Below are 19,891 nucleotides of genomic sequence, written 5' to 3' on the forward strand. Positions count from 1 at the left end.
CAGACTCCGGGCATGGGCCCCGGCACTGGCTCCGGGGACGGGGGCTCGGGGTCACCCTTGCTGCGGGCGCCCGTGAATGTCGTGTTCGCGGGCGAAGTGTTCGAGCAGACCGTCGCTGGCCGCCTCCACCAGATCCATCACATGGACGAAGCCTTCCCCGCCCCCGTAATACGGGTCCGGGACCTCGGTCTCCGGACGGTCCACCGCATATTCCGGAAAACGCTGCAGGCGGGCCCTTGAGCCCTCCGGCTGCAGCTGCCGGGCGATCCGTTCGTTCGCCTCGTCCATCACCAGGATGTAATCGAACTCGTCGAAGTCCTCGCGTCCCAGCTGACGGGCACGCAGGTGGCTGATGTCATAGCCCCGCCCCCGCGCCTCCTCGCGCGCCCGCGGGTCCGGTCCCGAGCCGATGTGATAACCATGGGTCCCGGCGGAGTCCACCTCGACCACGTCCTGCAGCCCGCGTTCGCGCAGGCGCTGTTCCAGCACGCCGTGCGCCATCGGCGAACGGCAGATATTGCCCATGCACACCATGAGCACGCGCAGCTTCGGCATGTTGTCTTCCCCTTCCTGATGTTCGGTCGCGCTGGCGCGCGATCCTGCCCGCGCCCGCCCGCGCTGACAAGTACCGGCCGATTCCGCCCGGCGGGCCCTTTGTGACATCCTGACCCTCACACCCATGCACCGAGCCTGTCCATGGCCGAATTCACCGGCCCGCGTCCCCTGCTCCCGTTGTCGACCGGCAGCGAAGGTTCGCGCAGCCCCGGCGCCGCACGCGACCCCTTGCTGGCCGTGGGCCAGCGTATGGAGATCCGCATGATCGAGCGCCTGGCGGACGGCAACGTACGCCTGCAGCTGCCGGCCGGCGGCGGCGCGGGCGCCGAGCGGGCCGAACGCACCGCTGTGATGGTGGCGCGCCTGGCCGGGGCGATATCCGAGGCGCTGGCGGCACGCAGCGAGGCCGGACAGCGCCTGATGGCCGAGATCACCCGCACTTCGCCATCGCTGGAGGTTCGACTGCTGCCCTCGCCCGGCAGCGCGCCCGGCGCCGGTAGCGCCGGTTCGAGTTCGGCTACCGATGGCGATCGCCTGTCCGCCCTGCTGCGCCAGACGCTCCCCGCCGCGCGTGCCCTGGGGCCGGTGCTGCAGGCCCTGTCCTCCGCCACACCTCCCGAGAACACCGCAAACACCGCGCGTGCGGAAACGGCCGCCTCGCGCATCGACGCCCTGCTGCGCGCGCTGCCGGATGCCGCGCAGCTGACACGTCCCGACGGTCTGCAAAAGGCGACTCGCGGGTCCGGCCTTTGGATGGAATCAATGCTGGCACAGACGGCCGTAGCCGGCAGTGGCGGCGCGGCCCCCGACCTCTCGGGCGATCTCAAGGCCCGGCTGCTGCGCGCCGCCGATGCGCTGCGCCAGATGGCCGCGGTCAACATCCAGCCGGGCGGCCCGCCCACGGGCGGCCCGGCCAGCGCCGGCGGTCTGCTGGAAGCCATGCTGGGCCGTCTGGCCAGCCTGCAGCTGCAGTCGGCAGGTGATGTCGGGGACCTGCAGCGCTGGTTCTTCGAACTCCCGTTTCGCACCCCGCAGGGGGTCCAGAGCCTGCATGGCGAGATCGAACAGGGACCCGGCTCCGGGGCACACGAGGAAGCCGGGGACTGGCGCTGCCGGCTGACCCTCGATCTGCCCGCGCTGGGCCCCACCCGCATCGTGCTGCACTCACGCAGCGATCAACTGCACCTGCATTTTACCGCGGAACGCGCCGAAACCGTGGAACGCCTGAAGGGACATCAGTCCGAACTGCGAGAAAACCTGGCCGCGCGCGACCTCGAACCCGCCAGTGTGGCCGTGCGTCAGGGCTCGGTGGACCCCGACCCTCACGCCCGGCCGGAGCATGCGCACGGCATGCTGGACGAACGCGCATGACGGACGACGACCGTCACCGGCGCAGCGGCCCCGCCGGGCGCGACCGCGCGGTCGCGCTGGAGTGGGATCGCCACAACGCCCCGCGCATCACGGCCTCCGGGGCCGGGGTCACCGCCGAGGAGATCCTGCGGGTCGCGGAGGCATACGACATCCCCCTGCACCACGACGCGGTACTGACCGAGGCGCTGGCGCAGGTCCCGCTGGGCGAAGACATCCCCGAAGAACTGTATGTCGCGGTGGCCGAGGTGCTGGCCTTCGTATTCCTGCTGGCCGGGATCACCCCCGAGGATCTGGGGCACTCGCGGGACTGATCACTCCCCCCCGCGTGCGGTACCGGCACCGTGCAGGCTGTAGATCAGATCGAGTTCGGTGGGCGTCAGGCTGCAAAGACGCCGCACCTCGTCGCGCGAATAGCCCTCGCGCACCAGCTGGATGGCCTTCTCGTAGGAACCCTGATCCGGGTCGCGGGCGCGCAATTCGGTGTGCTGGTCATGCAGGCGTTCCAGCGCCCGCTGCACCGCCGCCTGCGCCTGTCCGTGGTTGATCACCCCCTCGGACAGCACCTTCATCGCCCCCTGCAGGGCCATCAGGGAGGTGGCCTGGCGCTGGTAGTCCTGGCGCAGGGCCGCCAGCTGGCGCCTCAGCAGCAGGACCATCGCGATCGCGAACGCCGCGACGATGGTGGAGATCAGGGCGATGCCCGCCACCACCCAGACCAGTATGTTCTCTCCCATGAAATCCCAGCTCTCCGGTTGGCCGGCTTGATTGTCGCGTGAAAACGCCACCCGGTGCCAGCCCGGAGCCGATGCACGCGGATCAGGCGTATTCGTCGATCCGGCCGCCGCGGCGGCGCTCGCGCTCGGCAAAGCGCGGCGGTTTCTGCTGGGCGGGAGGGATCCCGGGCCGCAGCAGCGGATCCCGGTCGGAGTCGTCACTGAGGGCGTGTCCGGGCACGCTGGTATGCACCGGCCGCACATCGCGTGGCGGCGTCACCACCGGGCGCAGTGGCCGCACGGAGCGATCGGGCTGCAGTTCGTCTACCATGTTCACCTCCCGCACGGACCCTGCCGTGCTGCCCGCCGCGCCTTCGAACCCGCGTGGCGGTGTCGGGCTACAGCTCCCGCAGCTGCGCCCACTCCTCGTCGGAGAGGAGCTTGTTCAGATCCACCAGGATGGTCAGACCGGCATCGGTGCTGGTCACCCCCTGGATGAAGCGCGCGCTCTCGTCGTTGCCGACCTCCGGCGCCGGTTCCACGCTGTCGGGCGAGATCCGCACCACCTCGGACACCGAGTCCACCAGGATGCCCACGTTCTGGTCGTCCACGTCGATGATCACGATGCGCGATGCGTCGTCCGGCTCGCGTTCGTCCAGCCCCATGCGCCGCCGGGCATCGATGACCGTCACCACGTTGCCGCGCAGGTTGATGATCCCGAGGATGTAGTCGGGTACGCCGGGCACCGGTGCGATGTCCGATACCTTCAGAACCTCCTGCACCTGCAGCACGTCGATGGCATAGGTCTCGTCGGCCAGGCTGAAGGTTACGTAGGGAGCCGTGTCGGCCTTGGCGAGGGATTCAACGTCTTGTGCGCTCATGCTCATCCTCTTGGAGCAGTCGCGCCCGCCCCGGCGGACGCGCAACATGGATACTTTCCCGGGTTAGCGGCCGCGGACGGCCGCGCTTGAGTCCCGGGCCTGCCGACATCAGTCCTGGGCCGTCTCCCAGTCACCCGACGCGAGGCTGTCGTGCAACGCGGCCGTGTCCAGCAGGGTCGCCATCTTCTCCCGGTCGACCCCGGCGAGCCACGGCAGACGGCGACGCTCGCTGCGCCAGCGCAGCTGGTCCGGGTCGATGGTGCGGGTCCCGTGGATCGCCCGGCAAGCCAGGGCGAAGCGGGAATTCGCCAGGAACACCACCTGACGGGCACTGTCCGGCTCGTATTCCCGATCCGACGGTGTCACGATGGCGGCCAGATCGATCAGCTGCACCCGCCCCTGCTTGCTGTCGGCAATGCCCAGATACCACGGCGCATGGGCCGGCGTCGGCCGTACCTCCAGTTTGTCCAGCGGCACCACGCCGCCCAGATCCACAAGCGGTGCCAGCAGGGTCAACGGCCCGGCCTCGATCTCCAGCGCCGAAAACGGCTTCTCCGGGCGCGGATACGTCGGGGCCGCAGGTGGCACCACCGGCGGCCCGGCCGGCGCCGGCTCGGATACCGGAGTCTCCACCGGTGCCCTCACCGGCTCCAGGATGTCCTCCCGCATCAGGTTGCGCGGGCCGGAAGGTGCCTCTGCCACGCGAGTCGACCTGGATGGGTCGGCGGCCGACTCGCGCTGCTCGGCCGGAGCCGGCTCAGGCGGTTCCAGCAGATCGCCGAAATAGTCCTCCAGCGCGCGGGGTTCGGCCTGCAGCGGTGCGTTTTGTCGCCGTTCGGAGCTCATCGAGCCTGCCTCTGAACGGGTTTACGGGGCAGCCGCCCGCCGATGGCGTCCAGCAGATCGGCATAGGCCAGCACACCGCGGGCGTCGGGAATCATGAAGCACAGCGGCTGGCCGGCACTGGACGCATCACGGAACTTGGTGTCCACCGGGATCACCCCGGACCAGACGTCGTCCCCGTACTGCCGGCGCAGCTCGGCCAGGGCCTCGTGCGCCGCACGCGTGCGACGGTCGAAAAGGGTCGGGATGATGCGGTAGTTCAGCCGCGCTTTGCGCGATTTCTGCACCATGGTCAGGGTGTTGATCATGCGTTCCAGACCCTTGAGCGCGAGGAATTCGGTCTGCACCGGCACCAGCAGCTCGTCGCAGGCCGCCAGCGCGTTGACCATCAGCACGCCCAGCATCGGCGGGCAGTCCATCAGCACGTAGTCGTATTCTTCCTGCACGCCCTCCAGCGCCTGACGCAGCACCAGCCCCATCCCGCCCCGGCTACCGAGCTGGCGATCCAGGGTAGCCAGCGCGGTGCTCGCGGTCAGCAGGTCCAGCCCGGGGAAGCGGGTCTCGCGGATCAGGCCGGCGGGATCGGGCCGTTCACCCTCCACCGCCTGATTGAACAGCTCGTACACCCCGCGGGTAGCGGTCTCCGGGTCATGCCCGAAATAGGCGGTGAGGGAACCGTGTGGGTCCATGTCCACCAGCAGCACGCGCTGGTCCGGCCCGGACAACAGGCCGCCAAGGGTGACCGTGGTGGTGGTCTTGCCCACCCCGCCCTTCTGATTGGCCACTGCCCAGATCTTCATGTGATGTCCCTCGTGGCTACGGTGACGGCACCGCGCGCAGCTGTTCCGGTTCCCGTTGTCCGTCTTCGCGCGGCGCCGCGCCGGGCAGCACCACGATCGCCACCCGGCGATTCTCCGCACGACCGGCGGCGGTTTCATTGTCGGCCACCGGACGATGTTCTCCGTGCCCCAGCGCAACCATGTCCGCCGGGTCCATGCCCTGTTCCTCGAACATCCTTACCACTGTGGCCGCCCGCGCCGCGGACAGTTCCCAGTTGGAAGGATAGACCGCGGTGGTGATGGGCACATTGTCGGTGTGGCCTTCCACATGGATGCGCGCGGCACGCGGCTCCAGAATCTCCGCGATATCGCGCAGTACCGGCTCGGCCTCCGGGTTCAGCCCCGCCTCTCCACTGGGGAACAGCAGCTGGCTGGTGATCTCGATCTCCAGCCAGTAGGTCTCCCGGCTAACGTCGACCTGCCCGTCCTCGATCATTGGCGCCATGGCCGCTTCGATCTCGCCGGCCACCTCGGCGATTTCGTCCAGCAGTCCCTGGATGTCCTCGTCACCACTCTCTTCGAACAGCCCCGCGGCCGCGCGATCCATCGCCTGGGCATCGCCTTCCAGCAGGCCGGGCCGGATGTCGATGGGCGCCAGCGAGCGCGGTACGTCATCCGCCGGGGGCGCGACCACCGAGGGGTCACCCACCTGTATCGGCTCCAGCTGGCCCGGCGTGCCGAAGGCCTCCACCAGCGAATCCGACAGCACCCGGTACTTGCCCTCGTCCACCGAGGAGATCGCATACATCACCACGAAGAACGCCAGCAAAAGCGTGACCAGATCCCCGTAGGGAATGGCCCAGGCCTCGTGATTGGCCTCCTCCTCACGACGTTTGCGACGTGCCATCTCCCGTTACCCGTGCACGTAGCCGCCGAGTTTGCTCTCGATGTTCCGGGGATTCTCGCCCTCGGCGATCGCGATCAGCCCCTCCATCAGCATCTCCTGATGCCGCGAGCGTTCGTGCACCAGCCCCTTCAGCTTGTTCGCCACCGGCAGGAACAGCAGGTTGGCCGAGGCGATCCCGTATACCGTGGCCACGAACGCCGCGGCGATGCCGGCCCCCAGGCGATCCGGGTCGGTGAGGTTCTGCATCACCGCCATCAATCCCATCACGGCACCGACGATCCCCAGGGTCGGGGCATACACCCCCATGCTCTCGAAGACCTTCGCACCCTGGAGATCGAAGGCCTCGCGGTTGTCCACGTCCGACTCGAGGATCTGCCGGATAACCTGCGGTTCCGTGCCATCCACCAGCAGCTGCAGACCCTTGCGGGCGAACGGATCGCGTTCCTCCTCGGCCACGCTTTCCAACCCCAGCAGACCCTCCTTGCGCGCGATGTTCGACCATTCCACCACCCGCCGGATCATCGCGGCGTTGTCGATCGCGGGTGGCCGGACGACCCAGGGCAGCATCTTCATGCCATGCAGGAACACCCCCAGGCGTGCCTGGATCAGGGTCGCTCCCAGGGTCCCCAGCACCACGATGAGGAAGGCCGCGGCATTCCACAGTGCACCGATCCCGCTGCCCTTGGCGATGCTTCCGCCCAGCACCGCGATGAGCCCCAGGAGCATCCCGATGAGGCTCAGGATATCCACGTCAGCAGAACCCCTTGACCAGCGCGGGGCCGATCTCCTGCAGCGGATACACGTGATCGGTCAGCCCGGCCTCGGCCACCGCCGCCGGCATCCCGTAGACCACGGAGGTCGCGGCGTCCTGCGACCACACCTGGGCGCCACAGCCCTTCAGCGCGCGCACCCCCTCGCGACCGTCCGCTCCCATCCCGGTCAGGATGATGGCCAGTACCTGGCCGCGCAGGGCATCCACCGCGGATTCGAAGGCCGCATCCACGCTCGGCTTGTAGATGGTCCCTGCGGGGCTTTCGGTCACCCTCACGCGGGTCTGCGACCCGCGCTCGAGGGTCAGCTGCTGACCACCGGGCGCCAGTAGAGCGATGCCCGGACGCAGGAAATCGCCGTCCACCGCCTGCTTCACGCGGATCGGACAGATGGAATCGAGGCGCTCGGCGAACGCCGGCGTGAAGCTCGCCGGCATGTGCTGCACCAGCACCACCGGCAGAGGAAAGTTGGTCGGCAGATGTTTGAGCACCTCCTGCAGCGCCACCGGGCCGCCGGTAGAGGTCCCGATCAGCACCGCGCGCAGCGAGCCGAGCGGCGCAGGCGGACGCGCCACCGGTGGCTTGGGCGTCTCGCGCGCCGTCTCGATGGCCTTGCGGTCGGCCGCCTGACGCCGTTCCGACACCGGGGCCTCGGTCTTCGGGCGGCCCCCGCCCGGAGCGCTGGACGACCGCGCACGGCTGCGCGCCAGGCTGCGGACCCGCCGCCGCAACAGCGCGCGGGCACTGTCCTCGTCGCTTGCCATGTCGGAAAAACGCTTGGGCAGGAAATCCACCGCGCCCGCTTCCAGGGCATCCAGGGTCGCCTGCGCACCCTCGGTCGTCAGACTGGAGAACATCAGGATCGGGCGCGGACTCTCCGCCATGATCTTGCGTACCGCGGTGATGCCGTCCATGACCGGCATCTCGATGTCCATGGTCACGACATCCGGGTCCAGCTCCTTCACTGCCTCGATTGCCTTGCGACCATCCTCGGCCGTCCCCACGACTTCGATCCCGATATCCGCGTTCAGGATCTCCGCGATCCGGCGTCGAAAGAAACCGGAATCATCCACCACCAGAACCCTGACCGGCATCCTCAGCCCTCAGCGCGTCGGGAGGCCCGGCGTGCCCGCCCGCTGCCGGGCACCTGGCTCACCAGCAGCGAGACCAGGTCTGACACGTCCAGAATCAGTGCAATGCCACCGTCGCCAGTGATGGTGGCCCCCGCGAGTCCCTTGACCCCCTGAAGATTCTGCCCCAGAGGCTTGATCACGACCTCTTCCTGACCGACCAGTCCGTCCACCACCAGGCCGACCTTACGATCCGCGGTGTGGACCACGACCACGTGGGCATTCTCGCGCGGTTCGGGTTCCACCTCCGGCCTGGCCCAGCGCGACAGATAGTGGATCGGCAGGGTCTGGTTGCGCACTATGATGACCTCCTGATCATCCACATAGTGCGTCTTCGTCAAGTCGAGGTCGAGGATCTCGGAGACCGCCGCCAGCGGGATCGCGAAACGGCGCTCGCCGAGGATCACCATCAGCGCCGGCAGGATCGCCAGCGTCAGCGGGAGCTTCACGCGCAGGGTGGTCCCCACGCCCACGGCCGATTCAATCTCCACGGTCCCGTTGAGCTGGTTCAGGCTGGTCTTGACCACATCCATGCCCACGCCCCGCCCGGAGACGTCCGAGATCTCGGTCTTGGTCGAGAAGCCGGCCATGAAGATCACGTTGAACGCCTCACGGTCGGTCATGCGCTCGGCCATGGCGGGCTCCATCAGCCCCTTCTCCACCGCCTTGCGGCGCAGCGCGTCCGGATCCATGCCGCGCCCGTCATCTTTGATGATCAGGGCGATATGGTCGCCTTCCTGCGCCGCGCCCAGCACCACCGTTCCGCGGCGCGGCTTGCCCGCCGCCTCGCGCTCCTCGGGCATCTCGATCCCGTGGTCCACCGCGTTGCGCACGAGATGGACCATCGGATCCGCCAGGGCCTCGACCAGGTTCTTGTCGAGATCGGTCTCCTCGCCGAAGATCTCCAGATCGATCTCCTTGCCCAGGTTGCGGGACAGGTCGCGGATCACTCGCGGAAAGCGATTGAAGACCTTCTTCACCGGCTGCATGCGGGTCTTCATCACCGACGCCTGAAGATCCGAGGTCACCAGTGCAAGCGAACTGATCGCCTTGCCCAGTTCGTCGTCCACGTGTTCCGAGCGCAGCATGCTGAGCCGGTTACGCACCAGCACCAGCTCGCCCACCAGGTTCATGATCTCGTCGAGGCGCTCGGTATCGACCCTTACCGAGGTCTCCCCATGGCCGCCGCCCTGACCACCGCCCGCACCGCCTCCGCGACCACCCCCCGCGGCGGCCGGCTGGTCCGTTCCGGCCTTCGCGGCCTCCGCAGCCGGTTCCTGCGACCTGCCTTCGGGTACCTTTTCAGGTTGCTTCTCCGCAGCCTCTTCCGGTTCCGCGGACGGTTCCGCCGGTACCCCGGACCCGGATGACGCGGCAGACGATTCCGGAGCCGAGGTCGGCGGCCCCGCACCTTTCGCCTGCAGTTCGTCCAGCAGGCTCTCGAACTCGTCGTCGGTGATTTCGTCGGCGGAAGCATCGCCGGCGGCCACCTCCGGCGCGGCCTCGACCGCGGTGCCCGGATCCACCGGCTGCGGAGGACGGTCGCCATGCAGGCTGTCGAGCAGCGCCTCGAATTCGTCATCGGTGATCTCGTCCCCGGCCCCGACGCGAACCTCATCCTGCCCCGCCGTTGCGTGGTCGGCGGGCGCCTCGGTCGGCACGTCCTCCAGCGCCTCCTCCGGCCATTCGGTGCCCGCCCCGGCATCACCCTCCTCCGACGCCGTAGCTGCGGCCCCTTCATCATCACCGACCGGTTCCGCGTCACCGCCGCCGTCGGCGGGCACGGTCTCGTTGCGCGCCATGCGCCGCAGGGTGTCGACCAGATCCTCGGGGGCCGGGGTCGGTTCCTGGCCGTCGCGCAGATCGCCGAACATCACGTTGAGGGTGTCCAGCACCCGCAGCATGGTGTCCATCAGCTGGCCATCCACCTGGCGCTCGTGATTGCGCAGCAGGTTGAACACGTCCTCGGCGTTGTGACACACCGTGACCAGGGCATCCAGGCCGAGAAAACCCGCCCCGCCCTTGATGGTGTGAAAACTGCGAAAGACCGCATTCAGCAGATCGGTGTCATCCGGGTGCTGTTCCAGATCGATCAGCTGTTCGTTCAGGCCCTCCAGTAGCTCCCCCGCCTCGATCAGGAAGTCCTGGAGGATCTCGTCATTGGGGTCGATGGCCATGCGGTCTCTCCTTCCGGTGACTCGAATCGTCGACGGGCGTTTGCGCGTTCAGCGGGGAGCCGGGCGCAATCCTAAAAACCCAGACTCGACAGCAGATCGTCCACCTCGTCCTGTCCTTGAACGACATCCTGACCGGAATCTTGAGTCTTCGGCACCGCCGGCCCATGCCCGCGACGGTCTTCCTCGCGCGCCTTGTCGTCCTCGGCCGGTGCCCGCTGCGCGGCGTTCTCGGCGTCGCGTTCCAGGCGCCCGGAGGACAACCGGATCAGCGACACGAGGTTCTCTTCCAGATCGGTAACCAGCCGGATCACCCGGCGGATGACCTGACCGGTCAGGTCCTGGTAGCTCTGCGCCATCAGCACCTGGGACAGCAGACGCCGCAGTTCCTCGGTGTCCCTCCCGGTCTGTTCGAAAAAGGTGTCCAGTTCGCGGGCGAATTCACGAAACTCCTCCACCGACAGCTCGCGGTTGCGGAAGCGGGTCCATTTCTCGGTCAGGTCGGCGGCGCGGCTGGCGAATTCCTCGGCGATCGGCAGCGACGATTCCACGGCGTTGAGCGTCTCGTGGGTTGCCTGTTCGGTCTGCGTGACCACGTAGTTCAGGCGTTCGCGCGCATCCGGGATCTCGTCCTGAGCCAGTTCAACCAGGCGCGAATCACCCCGAAAGCTCTCCAGGGCCTCGTGCAAATCGCGGGTCAGTTTGCCCAGCTCGTCGAACAGCTCGCGTTCGTACGGACGCGCCAGGTCCTGGATCAGGCGCCGCGCGCCTTCCTCGTCACCCGTCTCCAGGGCACCGACCAGCTGCCGCGCCAGATCGAGGGGATTCCTCTCCGGGTGTTGATCTTGTTCGGTCATCCACTCTCTCCTGCCCGACCGGCAGTCCGCGGTATTCAGCCTTGCGCTTCAATGCGTTCGAAGATCTTTTCGATCTTTTCCTTGAGGGTCTCGGCGGTGAACGGTTTCACAATGTACCCGTTAACGCCGGCCTCCGCGGCTTCCACGATCTGGTCGCGCTTGGCTTCCGCCGTGACCATCAGCACCGGCAGGCTCTTCAGGCGGTCGTCCTTGCGCACCTCGCGCAGCAGGTCGATGCCCGGCATGTTGGGCATATTCCAGTCGGTGATCAGGAAATCGAAATCGCCGTTCTGCAGCATCGGCAGGGCGGTGCTCCCGTCATCGGCCTCCATGGTGTTGTTGAAGCCGAGATCCCGCAGGAGATTCTTGATGATGCGCCGCATCGTGGAGAAGTCGTCCACGATCAGGATTTTCATACCCTTGTCCACAAGTTCGCTCCGGGAATGTATTTGAACCTTAAAATAGCTGCAGGGCCTCGACGTCCTCGAGCCACGAACCCAGGCGCGCACGCAGACGATGGACTGCCTGGCTGCGGATCTGACTCACTCGTGATTCGGTCACGTCCAGCACGGCACCAATCTCGCGCAGGTTGAGCTCTTCGGTGTAGTAGAGGTTGAGGACCAGCCGTTCGCGCTCGGGCAGATCCCCCAGCGCGCTGGCCAGCTCGTCGCGGAACTCGCCGGCCTCCATGCGCCGCGGTGGGGACTGCTCGGCACCTTCCAGTACCCGGTCCGCCTCGCCTTCCGGGCCGCCTACGTCGTCCAGTGCGAACAGATGCGCCCCGGCATGATCATCCAGCATCTGGTAATAGGTTTCCACCGGCACGCCCAGCTCTTCGGCGATCTCGGGCGCGCGCGCCGCCCGTCCCTCGCGCGCCTCCACCGTCTGCATCGCCTCGGAGATACGCCGGCTGTTGCGATGCACCGAACGCGGCGTCCAGTCACTGCGGCGCAGCTCGTCGATCATCGCCCCACGGATGCGGATGCCCGCGTAGGTCGCGAAGGTCGCGCCCTGACCGCCCTCGAACTGACGCGCCGCCTCGATCAGGCCGACCATCCCGGCCTGCACCAGGTCGTCCACCTGCACCGACGCCGGCAGCCTGGCCATCAGATGATGGGCAATCCGGTGCACCAGCTCCACGTTCTCCGCGACCAGCCGGTCCGGGCCCCCGGTACCCGCCTGCGCGTACCCCGCCACTCTGTTCCTTGGTGTATTCATGCGCTCTGCAGCATCCTCTCGACGAAGAAACCGACCCCGCCGCCGGCTCCACGCGCCACCGGCCAGGCATCCACCTTGCGCGCCAGTTCCAGAAACGCCTTGCCCGCGGGACTCCCGGGATACTGCTGCACGACCGGGGAGCGTTTCTGCACCGCCTGGCGCAGGGATTCATCCGCCGGGATCACGCCGACCAGATCCAGTATGACCTCCGGCAGATACTTGGAACAAACCGCCTGGAGTTTCTGCATCACCCGTTCCGCGCCTGCCCGGCCCGGCACCATATTCGCGACCATGCGGAACCGGGTGATGCCGTGATCGCGGTGCAGGACCTTGATCAGCGCGTAGGCATCGGTGAGCGAGGCGGGTTCGTCGGTCACCACCACCAGGGTCTCCTGCACCGCCTGGCAGAAACTCGTGACCGATTCCTGCAGTCCCGCAGCGGTATCCACAACCAGCACGTCCAGCGGACGCGTGTACATGCTGAAGGCCTGGATCAGGCCGTGGTGCTCTGCGCGGCTCAGATTGGCCATCGCCGCGATACCGGACGCCGACGGGACCACGCGGATTCCCTCCGGCCCGTCGATGATCACGTCCTCCAGATCGTCGACGACACCGGTTACCAGGTCATGCAGCGTGCGTTCGGGCCGCAGACCCAGCAGCACGTCGGCGTTGGCGAGCCCCAGATCGGCGTCGAACAGCATCACCTCGCGGCCCAGACGGGCCAGCCCGACCGACAGGTTGACCGACACGTTGGTCTTGCCGACCCCTCCCTTGCCCGAGGCCACCGCGACGACCTTCAGGGGCTTGGTGTTATGTGACATGACGTCCCTTCAGCACTGGTTGAATCATCTCCAGGGGCGCGGGCTCCCCGCCACCCTGCCGGTCGGTCGTGGATCCCGGTCGCCGGGCCTCACGATCGGCCGCCTCGCGCCGCCGCCAGGCCTGCATGGCCTCGTCCAGCCATGCATCGGCGGCCCCGTGTTCTGTCTCTTCCTGCAGCGCCAGCCGGGTCAGGTGGCCGGTATCCACGCGGTGAAAGTCCTCCGCAATCCGCTGGCCATCGCTCATGAACGCGATGCCCAGCGGCTGGTCCAGCAGTACCGACAGCACCTCGCCAAGCTGTTCCGCCTCGTCCAGCTTCGTCAGCACCAGGGCCGAGGGCTCGGTCGCCGCGAAGGACTCCAGCACGCGCCTCAGGGCCACGCCCTGGGTGGTTGCGGACACCACCAGCCAGGTCTCGGCGCGCACGTCCGCCGGCATGTCCGGCAGCAGCGGTTCGCGCGGCGCGGTGCGTGGCGACTGCCCGGCGGTATCGACCAGGATCAGATGACCGCTGCCGGCCGAGCGCCGTGCCATCTCGCGCAGTTCGGCCACGTTCTCCAGCACCCGCACCGGGGTCCCGGCCATCTGTCCGAAGGCCTGCAGCTGACGGGTGGCACCGATGCGCTGCGCGTCCATGGTGACCAGGGTCACCGAGTCCGGACCCATGCGCCGGATCTGGCGCAGGGCGATCCGCGCGATGGTGGTGGTCTTGCCCACCCCCGTCGGCCCCTCCAGCGCCAGCACTCCGCCCTCGTCGAGGATGGTCGAGCGCGCCGTCACGATGGCTCCCGACAGGCGGGCACGCAGGCGTTCCCAGGCCTCCTCGGCGGTGTGGTCATCCAGGATGCTGCCGGCCAGACTGCGCGCCAGCGGTTCGCGAAACCCCAGATCCATCAGCCGGGCCTTGCACTCCGCCGCCTGCGGATGCCGTGCCGCCCAGCGCGCCTGTTCGTTCTCCTCGTACTGCCGGGTGAGCAGGCTGCGCAGGTCGCGCAGCTCCTGGCGCATGGCCGAGACCTCGGGGTCGGCGGGCCAGTGGGTGCTGGGACGCGAGCGGCCGCTACCCGGCGCACCCGCAGCGGCCTGAGGTTCGGGCTTCTCTTCGCGGGGCACCTCGCGCGACGCCGCACGCTGCGGCTGGGCGGCCGCCTGCGCCGGCTCGTCGCCACCGTCCAGGGCGGCGACCACCTCCAGCCAGCCATCGACCCGGCGGCTGGACAGGATGACCGCGTCCTCGCCCTGCTCCTCGCGGACCTGACGCATCGCGTCACGCATGTCCCGTGCCCGGTATCGTCTGACATTCATCGTTCGTTCTCCCGCCGATCGTTGACTGGTGCTTCAGGCCATGCCCGTTCGCACATCACGCCGACTTCTTGTCTGCTTCATCCTGTCCCACCGTGGCTACGACCCGGATCCGTCGGTTGTCCGGGATCTCGGTGAATGCGAGGACGGTCAGGTTGCGCACCGCTCCCCGCAGCCAGCCGGCAATCCAGGACCGGATCTCCGGGGCCACTACCAGCACCGCCGGCTGTCCCGCTGCCTCCTGGCGCTGGGCGGCCTCGCCCACCGATCGCTGCAGCCTCTCGGCCAGACCCGGTTCCAGTCCGACAGTCTCGCCATTGCTGCCCTGCAGAGACTTATGCAAGAGCTGTTCCAGCGACGGATCGAGTGCGATCAGGGGCAGTTCTTCGTCCGGTCCCACCAGGTCCTGGACGATGGAGCGCGACAGCGCGACCCTTACGGCGGCGGTCAAAGTGCCGGGATCCTGACTCTTGGTACCCTCCTCTGCCAGGGTTTCGGCGATCGTGCGCAGATCGCGGATGGAGACCTGCTCGGCCAGCAGGTTCTGCAGGACCTTCAGGATCACGCTCAGCGAGAGGGTCTTCGGCACCAGGTTTTCCACCAGCTTGGGCGAACGCTGCGCCAGCTGGTCCAGCAGGTGCTGGGCCTCCTCGTGGCCGATCAGCCGGTGGGCGTTCTCGCGGAACACCTGCGACAGATGGGTGGCGATCACCGTGGATACGTCCACCACGGTGTAGCCGGCCCCCTGCGCCTGTTCGCGGTTCTCGGGGTCGATCCACAGGGCATCCAGATTGAACGTCGGATCCTTCGTCGGCGTGCCCGGCACCTCGCCGAAGACCTCGCCCGGATTGATCGCCAGCTCCTTGTCCGGGAACACCTCCGCCTCGGCGACGGTGACGCCCAGCAGGGCGATACGGTAGGTATTCGGGCTCAGCTCGAGGTTGTCGCGGATATGCACCGGCTGCAGCAGAAAACCCAGCTCCTGCGACAGCTTGCGGCGCACGCCCTTGATCCGCCCCATCAGCTGACCATCCTGAGTCCGGTCCACCAGCGGGATCAGGCGATAGCCGACCTCCAGCGAGACCAGGTCCACCGGCGGCACGTCGTCCCACGACAGCTCGCGGCTTTCCGGCGACGGCTCCTGCTGTTCCGCCTCCGGCAGGCGTTCCACCGCGGCGGAAGCCTCGCGCTGCCGCCGCGCCATCAGGTACCCACCTCCGGCCGCCATCGAGGCCAGACCAAGGAACACCGCGTTGGGCATGCCCGGGACCATGCCCAGCGAGGCGATGACACCGCCAACCACGTACAGCACGCGCGGCTTGGAGAACATCTGCCCCAGCACCTGCTGGCCCATGTCCTGGCTGGTGGATACGCGGGTCACGATGATGGCGGTGGCCGAGGACAGCACCAGCGACGGGATCTGCGCGACCAGGCCGTCGCCGATGGTCAGCAGCACATAGTTGGTGGCGGCGTCGCCGATGGACATGCCGTGCTGCAGCGCACCGATGCTGAGCCCACCGATGATGTTCACGAACAGGATAAGGATGCCGGCGATGGCGTCGCCGCGGACGAACTTCGAGGCCCCGTCCATCGAGCCGTAGAAGTCCGCCTCCTGAGCGATCTCGTCACGCCGCCGGCGGGCCTCCTCCTGGGTCAGCAGCCCGGCGTTGAGGTCGGCGTCGATCGCCATCTGCTTGCCGGGCATGGAGTCCAGGGTGAAGCGGGCACTGACCTCGGACACGCGCCCCGCGCCCTTGGTCACCACCACGAAGTTGATGATGATCAGGATCGCGAACACCACCAGGCCGACCGCGTAGTTGCCGCCGACCACAAAGTCGCCGAAGGCCTGGATCACCTGCCCGGCCGCGTCCGTGCCGGTATGGCCTTCCAGCAGTATCACCCGGGTGGAGGCGATGTTCAGCGCCAGACGCAGCAGCGTGGCCACCAGCAGCACCGTGGGGAACACCGCGAACTCCAGCGGTCGCGGGGTATAGACCGCGACCATGATGACCACCAGTGACAGCGCGATGTTGAAGGTGAACAGCACGTCCAGAGCGATGGGCGGCAGTGGCACCACCATCATCGCCAGCATCGCGATCAGCAGCAGCGGCGCACCCAGCCCCCAGCGCCCCATACCGCTCAGGCGATCAAGGAAGGTCATGCGTCACCTTCCCGACGCCGACCGTGGCGACCGCGGTGGGGATCGAGGTATTCGTCCGGCACCGGCAGATCATCAGGCATGTCCACGCCCTGATCGGCACGCTTGAGCTGATAGACGTAGGCGAGGATGCGCGCCACCGCGACAAACAGGCCGTCCGGGATCTCGCGGTCGAGATCGGTGGTGAAGTACAGCGCACGCGCGACCTTTGGCGCCTCCACGCGGATGATGTTGTGCTCGTCGGCGATCTCGCGGATGTTCGCGGCCACCTCGTCCACGCCCTTGGCCACCACCTTCGGCGCCGACATCTTCGAGGCCTCGTAGACGATCGCCACCGCGTAATGGGTCGGGTTGGTGATCACCACGTCGGCCTTCGGTACTTCCTGCATCATGCGCCGCTGCGCCATCTCCTGCTGCTGCTGACGGATCTTCTGCTTGACCTCGGGCTTGCCGTCGGTCTCCTTGTATTCGTCCTTCAGCTCCTGGCGCGTCATGCGCAACTGCTTCTGGTGGTTCCACATCTGGAACGGCGCATCGATCGCGGCCACGATGATCAGCGCCGCAGACACCGCGATGAACGTCCCCAGTGCCATCTGCGCCGCATGCGCCACGCCCTGATGCAGTGGCTCCTGGCCAAGCCCCAGCAGACGGTCCGAGAAGGTCCACAGGGTCAGCAGTGCCACCGTACCCACCAGGGTGAACTTGGCCAGGGTCTTGCCGAACTCCATCAGCCCCTGCCACGAGAAGATCCGCTTCAGGCCCTTGATCGGGTTCAGCTTGGAGGCCTTGGGGGCCGCGGCCTGCCAGGAGAAATTCGCCCCGCCGATCAGGATCGGCGCCATCACCGCCGCCACCATCAGCACCCCGAACAATGGCAGCAGGCTGCGCAATGTCTGGAAGATCTGGTCGGCCAGGTACGGCAGCAGCAGGTCCGGGTCGTGTGCCAGCTCGGGCTCGAACGCCAGGCGTGCCTCGGTCTGGCTGGCCAGCTGCGCCCCCAGGGTCGGGCCGAAGAACAGCATGAAGATGCCCGCGGTGATCAGCACAAGAAAGGTGGACAGCTCGCGCGATCGCGGCACCTGCCCTTTCTCGCGCGCCTCCCGCAGCCGTTTCTGGGTCGGCTCTTCGGTTTTTTCCTGTCCGTTCTCGTTCTCGGCCATCTCAGAACCCCAGCAGGACCTGGATCAGCTGGAAGCCCTCGAGCGCGAGGTCCCCCACGCGTTCCGGCAGCCCCGGCAGCACCAGCAGCAACAGGACAAAGCCCATCAGGATCATCATCGGGAAGCCAACGGCGAAGATGTTGAGCTGCGGCGAGGCGCGCGTGATCACGCCCATCGAGAGGTTGACCACCAGCAGCGAGGCTACCGCCGGCAGCGCCACCAGCACCGCGCCGGCGAACATGGTCTGGCCGAACATCGCGACCTGCATGAAGGCCTCGGCATCCAGTCCGGAGGGTGCCACCGGCATCACCTCGAAGCTGGTCAAAAGCAGCTCGAACAGGATCAGATGACCGTTCATCGCCAGGAAGATCAGCGTGGCCATGCTCATCAGTGCGGTGGAGACCACCGGCACCTGAACCCCCTGGGCGGGATCCATCACCGAGGCGAAGCCCAGCCCCATGGACAGCGCGATCACCTCCCCGGCCTGGGTCAGCGCCGAGAACACCAGCTGCAGGATGAAGCCCATGGTCAGGCCGATCAGCACCTGGTTCAGGGTCACGATCGCCCCCTCGAGGCTGACCAGGTCGACGTCCGGCAGCGGCGGCTCCTGCATCGCCACCACCAGGGCCAGCATCAACGCCACCGCGATGCGGATGGTCGCGTTGAGCTGGTCACCACCGAAGACCGGCATCACCAGCACCATCGCGCTGATGCGCGCCAGCGGCCACATGACCGCAGCGACCCACAGCAGCATCTGTTCGGTGGTGATGACCACGGGACCCCGCTAGCCCACCATGCCCGGCGCGCCTTCGTACAGGCGCTCGGTGAATTCGACGATCAGCGACAGCATCCAGTGGCCGCTGACCAGCAGCGCGGCGAACATCGCCAGCAACTTGGGGATGAACGACAGGGTCATCTCCTGGATCTGGGTCGCCGCCTGCAGCATCCCGATCGCCAGACCGACCGCCAGCGCCGTCAGCAGCGGCGGGGCGGCCAGCAGGACCACGATCATCAGCGTCTCGCGGCCGATGTCCACGACCATTTCGGGTGTCATCTGCGCCTCCTAAACAAAGAAGCTGGTCGCCAGTGTGTTCATCAACAGGGCCCAGCCGTCCACCAGCACGAACAGCATCACCTTGAACGGCAGCGAGATGATCAGCGGCGACAGCATCACCATCCCCATCGACATCAGCACCGAGGCCACCACCAGGTCGATGATCAGGAACGGAATCAGGATCAGAAAGCCGATCTGGAAGGCGGTCTTCAGTTCGCTGGTCACGAACGACGGCACCAGCAGCGACAGCGGGATGTCGTCGGGGTCCTCGAAACCGTCGATGCCGTTGATCTCGGCGAACATGCGCAGATCGCTTTCACGGGTCTGCTCCAGCATGAACTCGCGCAGCGGCTGTATCCCGGCCTCCAGCGCCTCCTCGGTGCCGATCTCCTCGGCGAGGTAGGGATCCACCGCCACCTCCTGGATCTCCTCCAGCACCGGCGCCATCACGAACAGGGTCAGGAAGAACGCCAGACCGATCAGGATCTGGTTGGAGGGCGTCTGCGTGGTTCCCAGACCCTGGCGCAGGATCGCCAGCACGATCAGGATGCGGGTGAAGGCCGTCATCATGATCAGCGCCGCCGGCAGCAGCGTCATCAGGGTCATCAGGACCAGGATCTGCAGCGTCACCGACCAGGTCTCGCCGCCGTCCTCGTCGGTGGTGATCGTCACCGCATCGATGCCCTGTCCCACCTGCGCCCCCGCCAGCCCGGGGACCAGCCACAGCCCGAGCAGCAGGAGCGGAAAGAAGAACCGCGCGTTCACGACTCCGAACCTCCCCCGGAGGCACGGCGCGAGCCCACCGCCCGCTTGAGCACCCCGGAAAAATCGGGGCCCTCGCCTCCGGCGGGGACCTCCACCGGCTTTTCCATGGTGTGCAGGGTGCGGATGCCCGAGGGCGCCACCGCGATCAGCACCTGCTCGTCGCCCACGCGCACCAGCATCAGCCGCTCGCGGGCACCCACCGAGCGCACCGACTGCACGTCGATCAGCTGGCGCCCGTGGCCGACGCTGCCCTGCGTACGCCGCAGCACCCAGGCTAGCACCACGATCGCCGCGATCACGATCAGCAGCCCGCCGATCAGCTGCGACAGGTAGGCCGCCGCGCTCATCGCGCCGCTGTCATCCTCGGCCAGTGCGCCGGCCGGCAGCAGCGCCAGCAGCCACAGTCCTCCGGTGAGTCCGCGTACCGACATG

Annotated in this window: 23 protein-coding genes; 2 read left to right on the forward strand and 21 right to left on the reverse strand. The window is 67.5% G+C overall.

Features of this window, described 5'->3' with window-relative positions:
- Positions 1 to 51: 51 nt before the first annotated feature.
- Positions 52 to 555: a low molecular weight protein-tyrosine-phosphatase gene (locus D571_RS0104815; RefSeq protein ID WP_018935541.1), complete on the reverse strand. Its 504-nt coding sequence runs from the start codon at positions 553 to 555 to the stop codon at positions 52 to 54.
- A gap of 141 nt (positions 556 to 696) precedes the next feature.
- Here D571_RS0104815 and D571_RS0104820 point away from each other — a divergent pair, with 141 nt between their 5' ends.
- A complete protein-coding gene (locus D571_RS0104820; protein WP_018935542.1) occupies positions 697 to 1,926 on the forward strand; it encodes a flagellar hook-length control protein FliK in 1,230 nt (409 codons plus the stop codon).
- On the forward strand, positions 1,923 to 2,237 hold the full coding sequence (locus D571_RS0104825; protein WP_018935543.1) for an EscU/YscU/HrcU family type III secretion system export apparatus switch protein: 315 nt from the start codon (positions 1,923 to 1,925) through the stop codon (positions 2,235 to 2,237). Before D571_RS0104820 ends, D571_RS0104825 begins: the two co-directional genes overlap by 4 nt.
- Here the strand turns inward: D571_RS0104825 and D571_RS0104830 are convergent, their stop codons facing one another.
- The 20 genes from D571_RS0104830 to fliO all read right to left on the reverse strand — a co-directional run bounded on the left by D571_RS0104830 (position 2,238) and on the right by fliO (position 19,890).
- Positions 2,238 to 2,660 carry a DUF2802 domain-containing protein gene (locus tag D571_RS0104830; protein ID WP_018935544.1) on the reverse strand — a complete coding sequence of 141 codons (423 nt, stop codon included), beginning with the start codon at positions 2,658 to 2,660 and terminating at the stop codon, positions 2,238 to 2,240. It abuts the gene before it with no gap.
- An 82-nt stretch (positions 2,661 to 2,742) separates the two neighbouring features.
- On the reverse strand, positions 2,743 to 2,970 hold the full coding sequence (locus tag D571_RS0104835) for a hypothetical protein (RefSeq protein ID WP_018935545.1): 228 nt from the start codon (positions 2,968 to 2,970) through the stop codon (positions 2,743 to 2,745).
- Positions 2,971 to 3,037: 67 nt separating this feature from the next.
- Complete coding sequence (locus D571_RS0104840) at positions 3,038 to 3,520, reverse strand: chemotaxis protein CheW (RefSeq protein WP_018935546.1); 483 nt, start codon at positions 3,518 to 3,520, stop codon at positions 3,038 to 3,040.
- A 108-nt stretch (positions 3,521 to 3,628) separates the two neighbouring features.
- Positions 3,629 to 4,366 (reverse strand): chemotaxis protein CheW, encoded by a 738-nt coding sequence (locus D571_RS0104845; protein WP_018935547.1) that lies wholly within the window; start codon positions 4,364 to 4,366, stop codon positions 3,629 to 3,631.
- Positions 4,363 to 5,163, reverse strand: coding sequence for a ParA family protein (locus D571_RS0104850; RefSeq protein WP_018935548.1), 801 nt, complete (start codon positions 5,161 to 5,163; stop codon positions 4,363 to 4,365). Before D571_RS0104850 ends, D571_RS0104845 begins: the two co-directional genes overlap by 4 nt.
- 16 nt (positions 5,164 to 5,179) lie before the next feature.
- Positions 5,180 to 6,049, reverse strand: coding sequence for a flagellar motor protein MotD (motD, locus tag D571_RS0104855; RefSeq protein WP_018935549.1), 870 nt, complete (start codon positions 6,047 to 6,049; stop codon positions 5,180 to 5,182).
- A gap of 6 nt (positions 6,050 to 6,055) precedes the next feature.
- Positions 6,056 to 6,799 (reverse strand): flagellar motor protein, encoded by a 744-nt coding sequence (locus D571_RS0104860; RefSeq protein ID WP_018935550.1) that lies wholly within the window; start codon positions 6,797 to 6,799, stop codon positions 6,056 to 6,058.
- A 1-nt stretch (position 6,800) separates the two neighbouring features.
- The gene (locus D571_RS0104865; protein ID WP_018935551.1) at positions 6,801 to 7,913 is read right to left on the reverse strand and encodes a chemotaxis response regulator protein-glutamate methylesterase; all 1,113 of its coding nucleotides are present in this window, start codon (positions 7,911 to 7,913) and stop codon (positions 6,801 to 6,803) included.
- Between the two features lie 2 nt (positions 7,914 to 7,915).
- Positions 7,916 to 10,126 carry a chemotaxis protein CheA gene (locus D571_RS0104870; RefSeq protein ID WP_018935552.1) on the reverse strand — a complete coding sequence of 737 codons (2,211 nt, stop codon included), beginning with the start codon at positions 10,124 to 10,126 and terminating at the stop codon, positions 7,916 to 7,918.
- Between the two features lie 71 nt (positions 10,127 to 10,197).
- Complete coding sequence (locus tag D571_RS0104875) at positions 10,198 to 10,980, reverse strand: protein phosphatase CheZ (protein WP_018935553.1); 783 nt, start codon at positions 10,978 to 10,980, stop codon at positions 10,198 to 10,200.
- Positions 10,981 to 11,015: 35 nt separating this feature from the next.
- Positions 11,016 to 11,396, reverse strand: coding sequence for a chemotaxis response regulator CheY (locus D571_RS0104880; RefSeq protein WP_026287584.1), 381 nt, complete (start codon positions 11,394 to 11,396; stop codon positions 11,016 to 11,018).
- 40 nt (positions 11,397 to 11,436) lie between these two features.
- Positions 11,437 to 12,198 carry an RNA polymerase sigma factor FliA gene (locus D571_RS0104885; protein WP_026287585.1) on the reverse strand — a complete coding sequence of 254 codons (762 nt, stop codon included), beginning with the start codon at positions 12,196 to 12,198 and terminating at the stop codon, positions 11,437 to 11,439.
- Positions 12,195 to 13,019 (reverse strand): MinD/ParA family protein, encoded by an 825-nt coding sequence (locus D571_RS0104890; protein ID WP_018935556.1) that lies wholly within the window; start codon positions 13,017 to 13,019, stop codon positions 12,195 to 12,197. The genes D571_RS0104885 and D571_RS0104890 overlap by 4 nt, the downstream gene beginning before the upstream one ends.
- Positions 13,009 to 14,325, reverse strand: coding sequence for a flagellar biosynthesis protein FlhF (gene flhF, locus D571_RS0104895; protein ID WP_083916870.1), 1,317 nt, complete (start codon positions 14,323 to 14,325; stop codon positions 13,009 to 13,011). Before flhF ends, D571_RS0104890 begins: the two co-directional genes overlap by 11 nt.
- Positions 14,326 to 14,380: 55 nt before the next feature.
- Positions 14,381 to 16,483, reverse strand: a complete 2,103-nt coding sequence (flhA, locus tag D571_RS0104900; protein ID WP_018935558.1) for a flagellar biosynthesis protein FlhA — start codon at positions 16,481 to 16,483, stop codon at positions 14,381 to 14,383.
- Entirely contained in the window at positions 16,480 to 17,640 is a 1,161-nt protein-coding gene (flhB, locus tag D571_RS0104905; protein WP_018935559.1) for a flagellar biosynthesis protein FlhB, read from the reverse strand. Before flhB ends, flhA begins: the two co-directional genes overlap by 4 nt.
- Position 17,641: 1 nt before the next feature.
- Positions 17,642 to 18,415, reverse strand: a complete 774-nt coding sequence (fliR, locus tag D571_RS0104910; protein ID WP_018935560.1) for a flagellar biosynthetic protein FliR — start codon at positions 18,413 to 18,415, stop codon at positions 17,642 to 17,644.
- A 9-nt stretch (positions 18,416 to 18,424) separates the two neighbouring features.
- Positions 18,425 to 18,694, reverse strand: coding sequence for a flagellar biosynthesis protein FliQ (gene fliQ, locus D571_RS0104915; RefSeq protein WP_018935561.1), 270 nt, complete (start codon positions 18,692 to 18,694; stop codon positions 18,425 to 18,427).
- A gap of 9 nt (positions 18,695 to 18,703) precedes the next feature.
- A complete protein-coding gene (fliP, locus tag D571_RS0104920; protein ID WP_018935562.1) occupies positions 18,704 to 19,459 on the reverse strand; it encodes a flagellar type III secretion system pore protein FliP in 756 nt (251 codons plus the stop codon).
- The gene (gene fliO, locus D571_RS0104925; RefSeq protein WP_018935563.1) at positions 19,456 to 19,890 is read right to left on the reverse strand and encodes a flagellar biosynthetic protein FliO; all 435 of its coding nucleotides are present in this window, start codon (positions 19,888 to 19,890) and stop codon (positions 19,456 to 19,458) included. The genes fliP and fliO overlap by 4 nt, the downstream gene beginning before the upstream one ends.
- Between the last annotated feature and the right edge of the window lies 1 nt (position 19,891).

This window comes from Thioalkalivibrio sp. ALJ24 (assembly GCF_000377785.1).
Classification (GTDB): domain Bacteria; phylum Pseudomonadota; class Gammaproteobacteria; order Ectothiorhodospirales; family Ectothiorhodospiraceae; genus Thioalkalivibrio.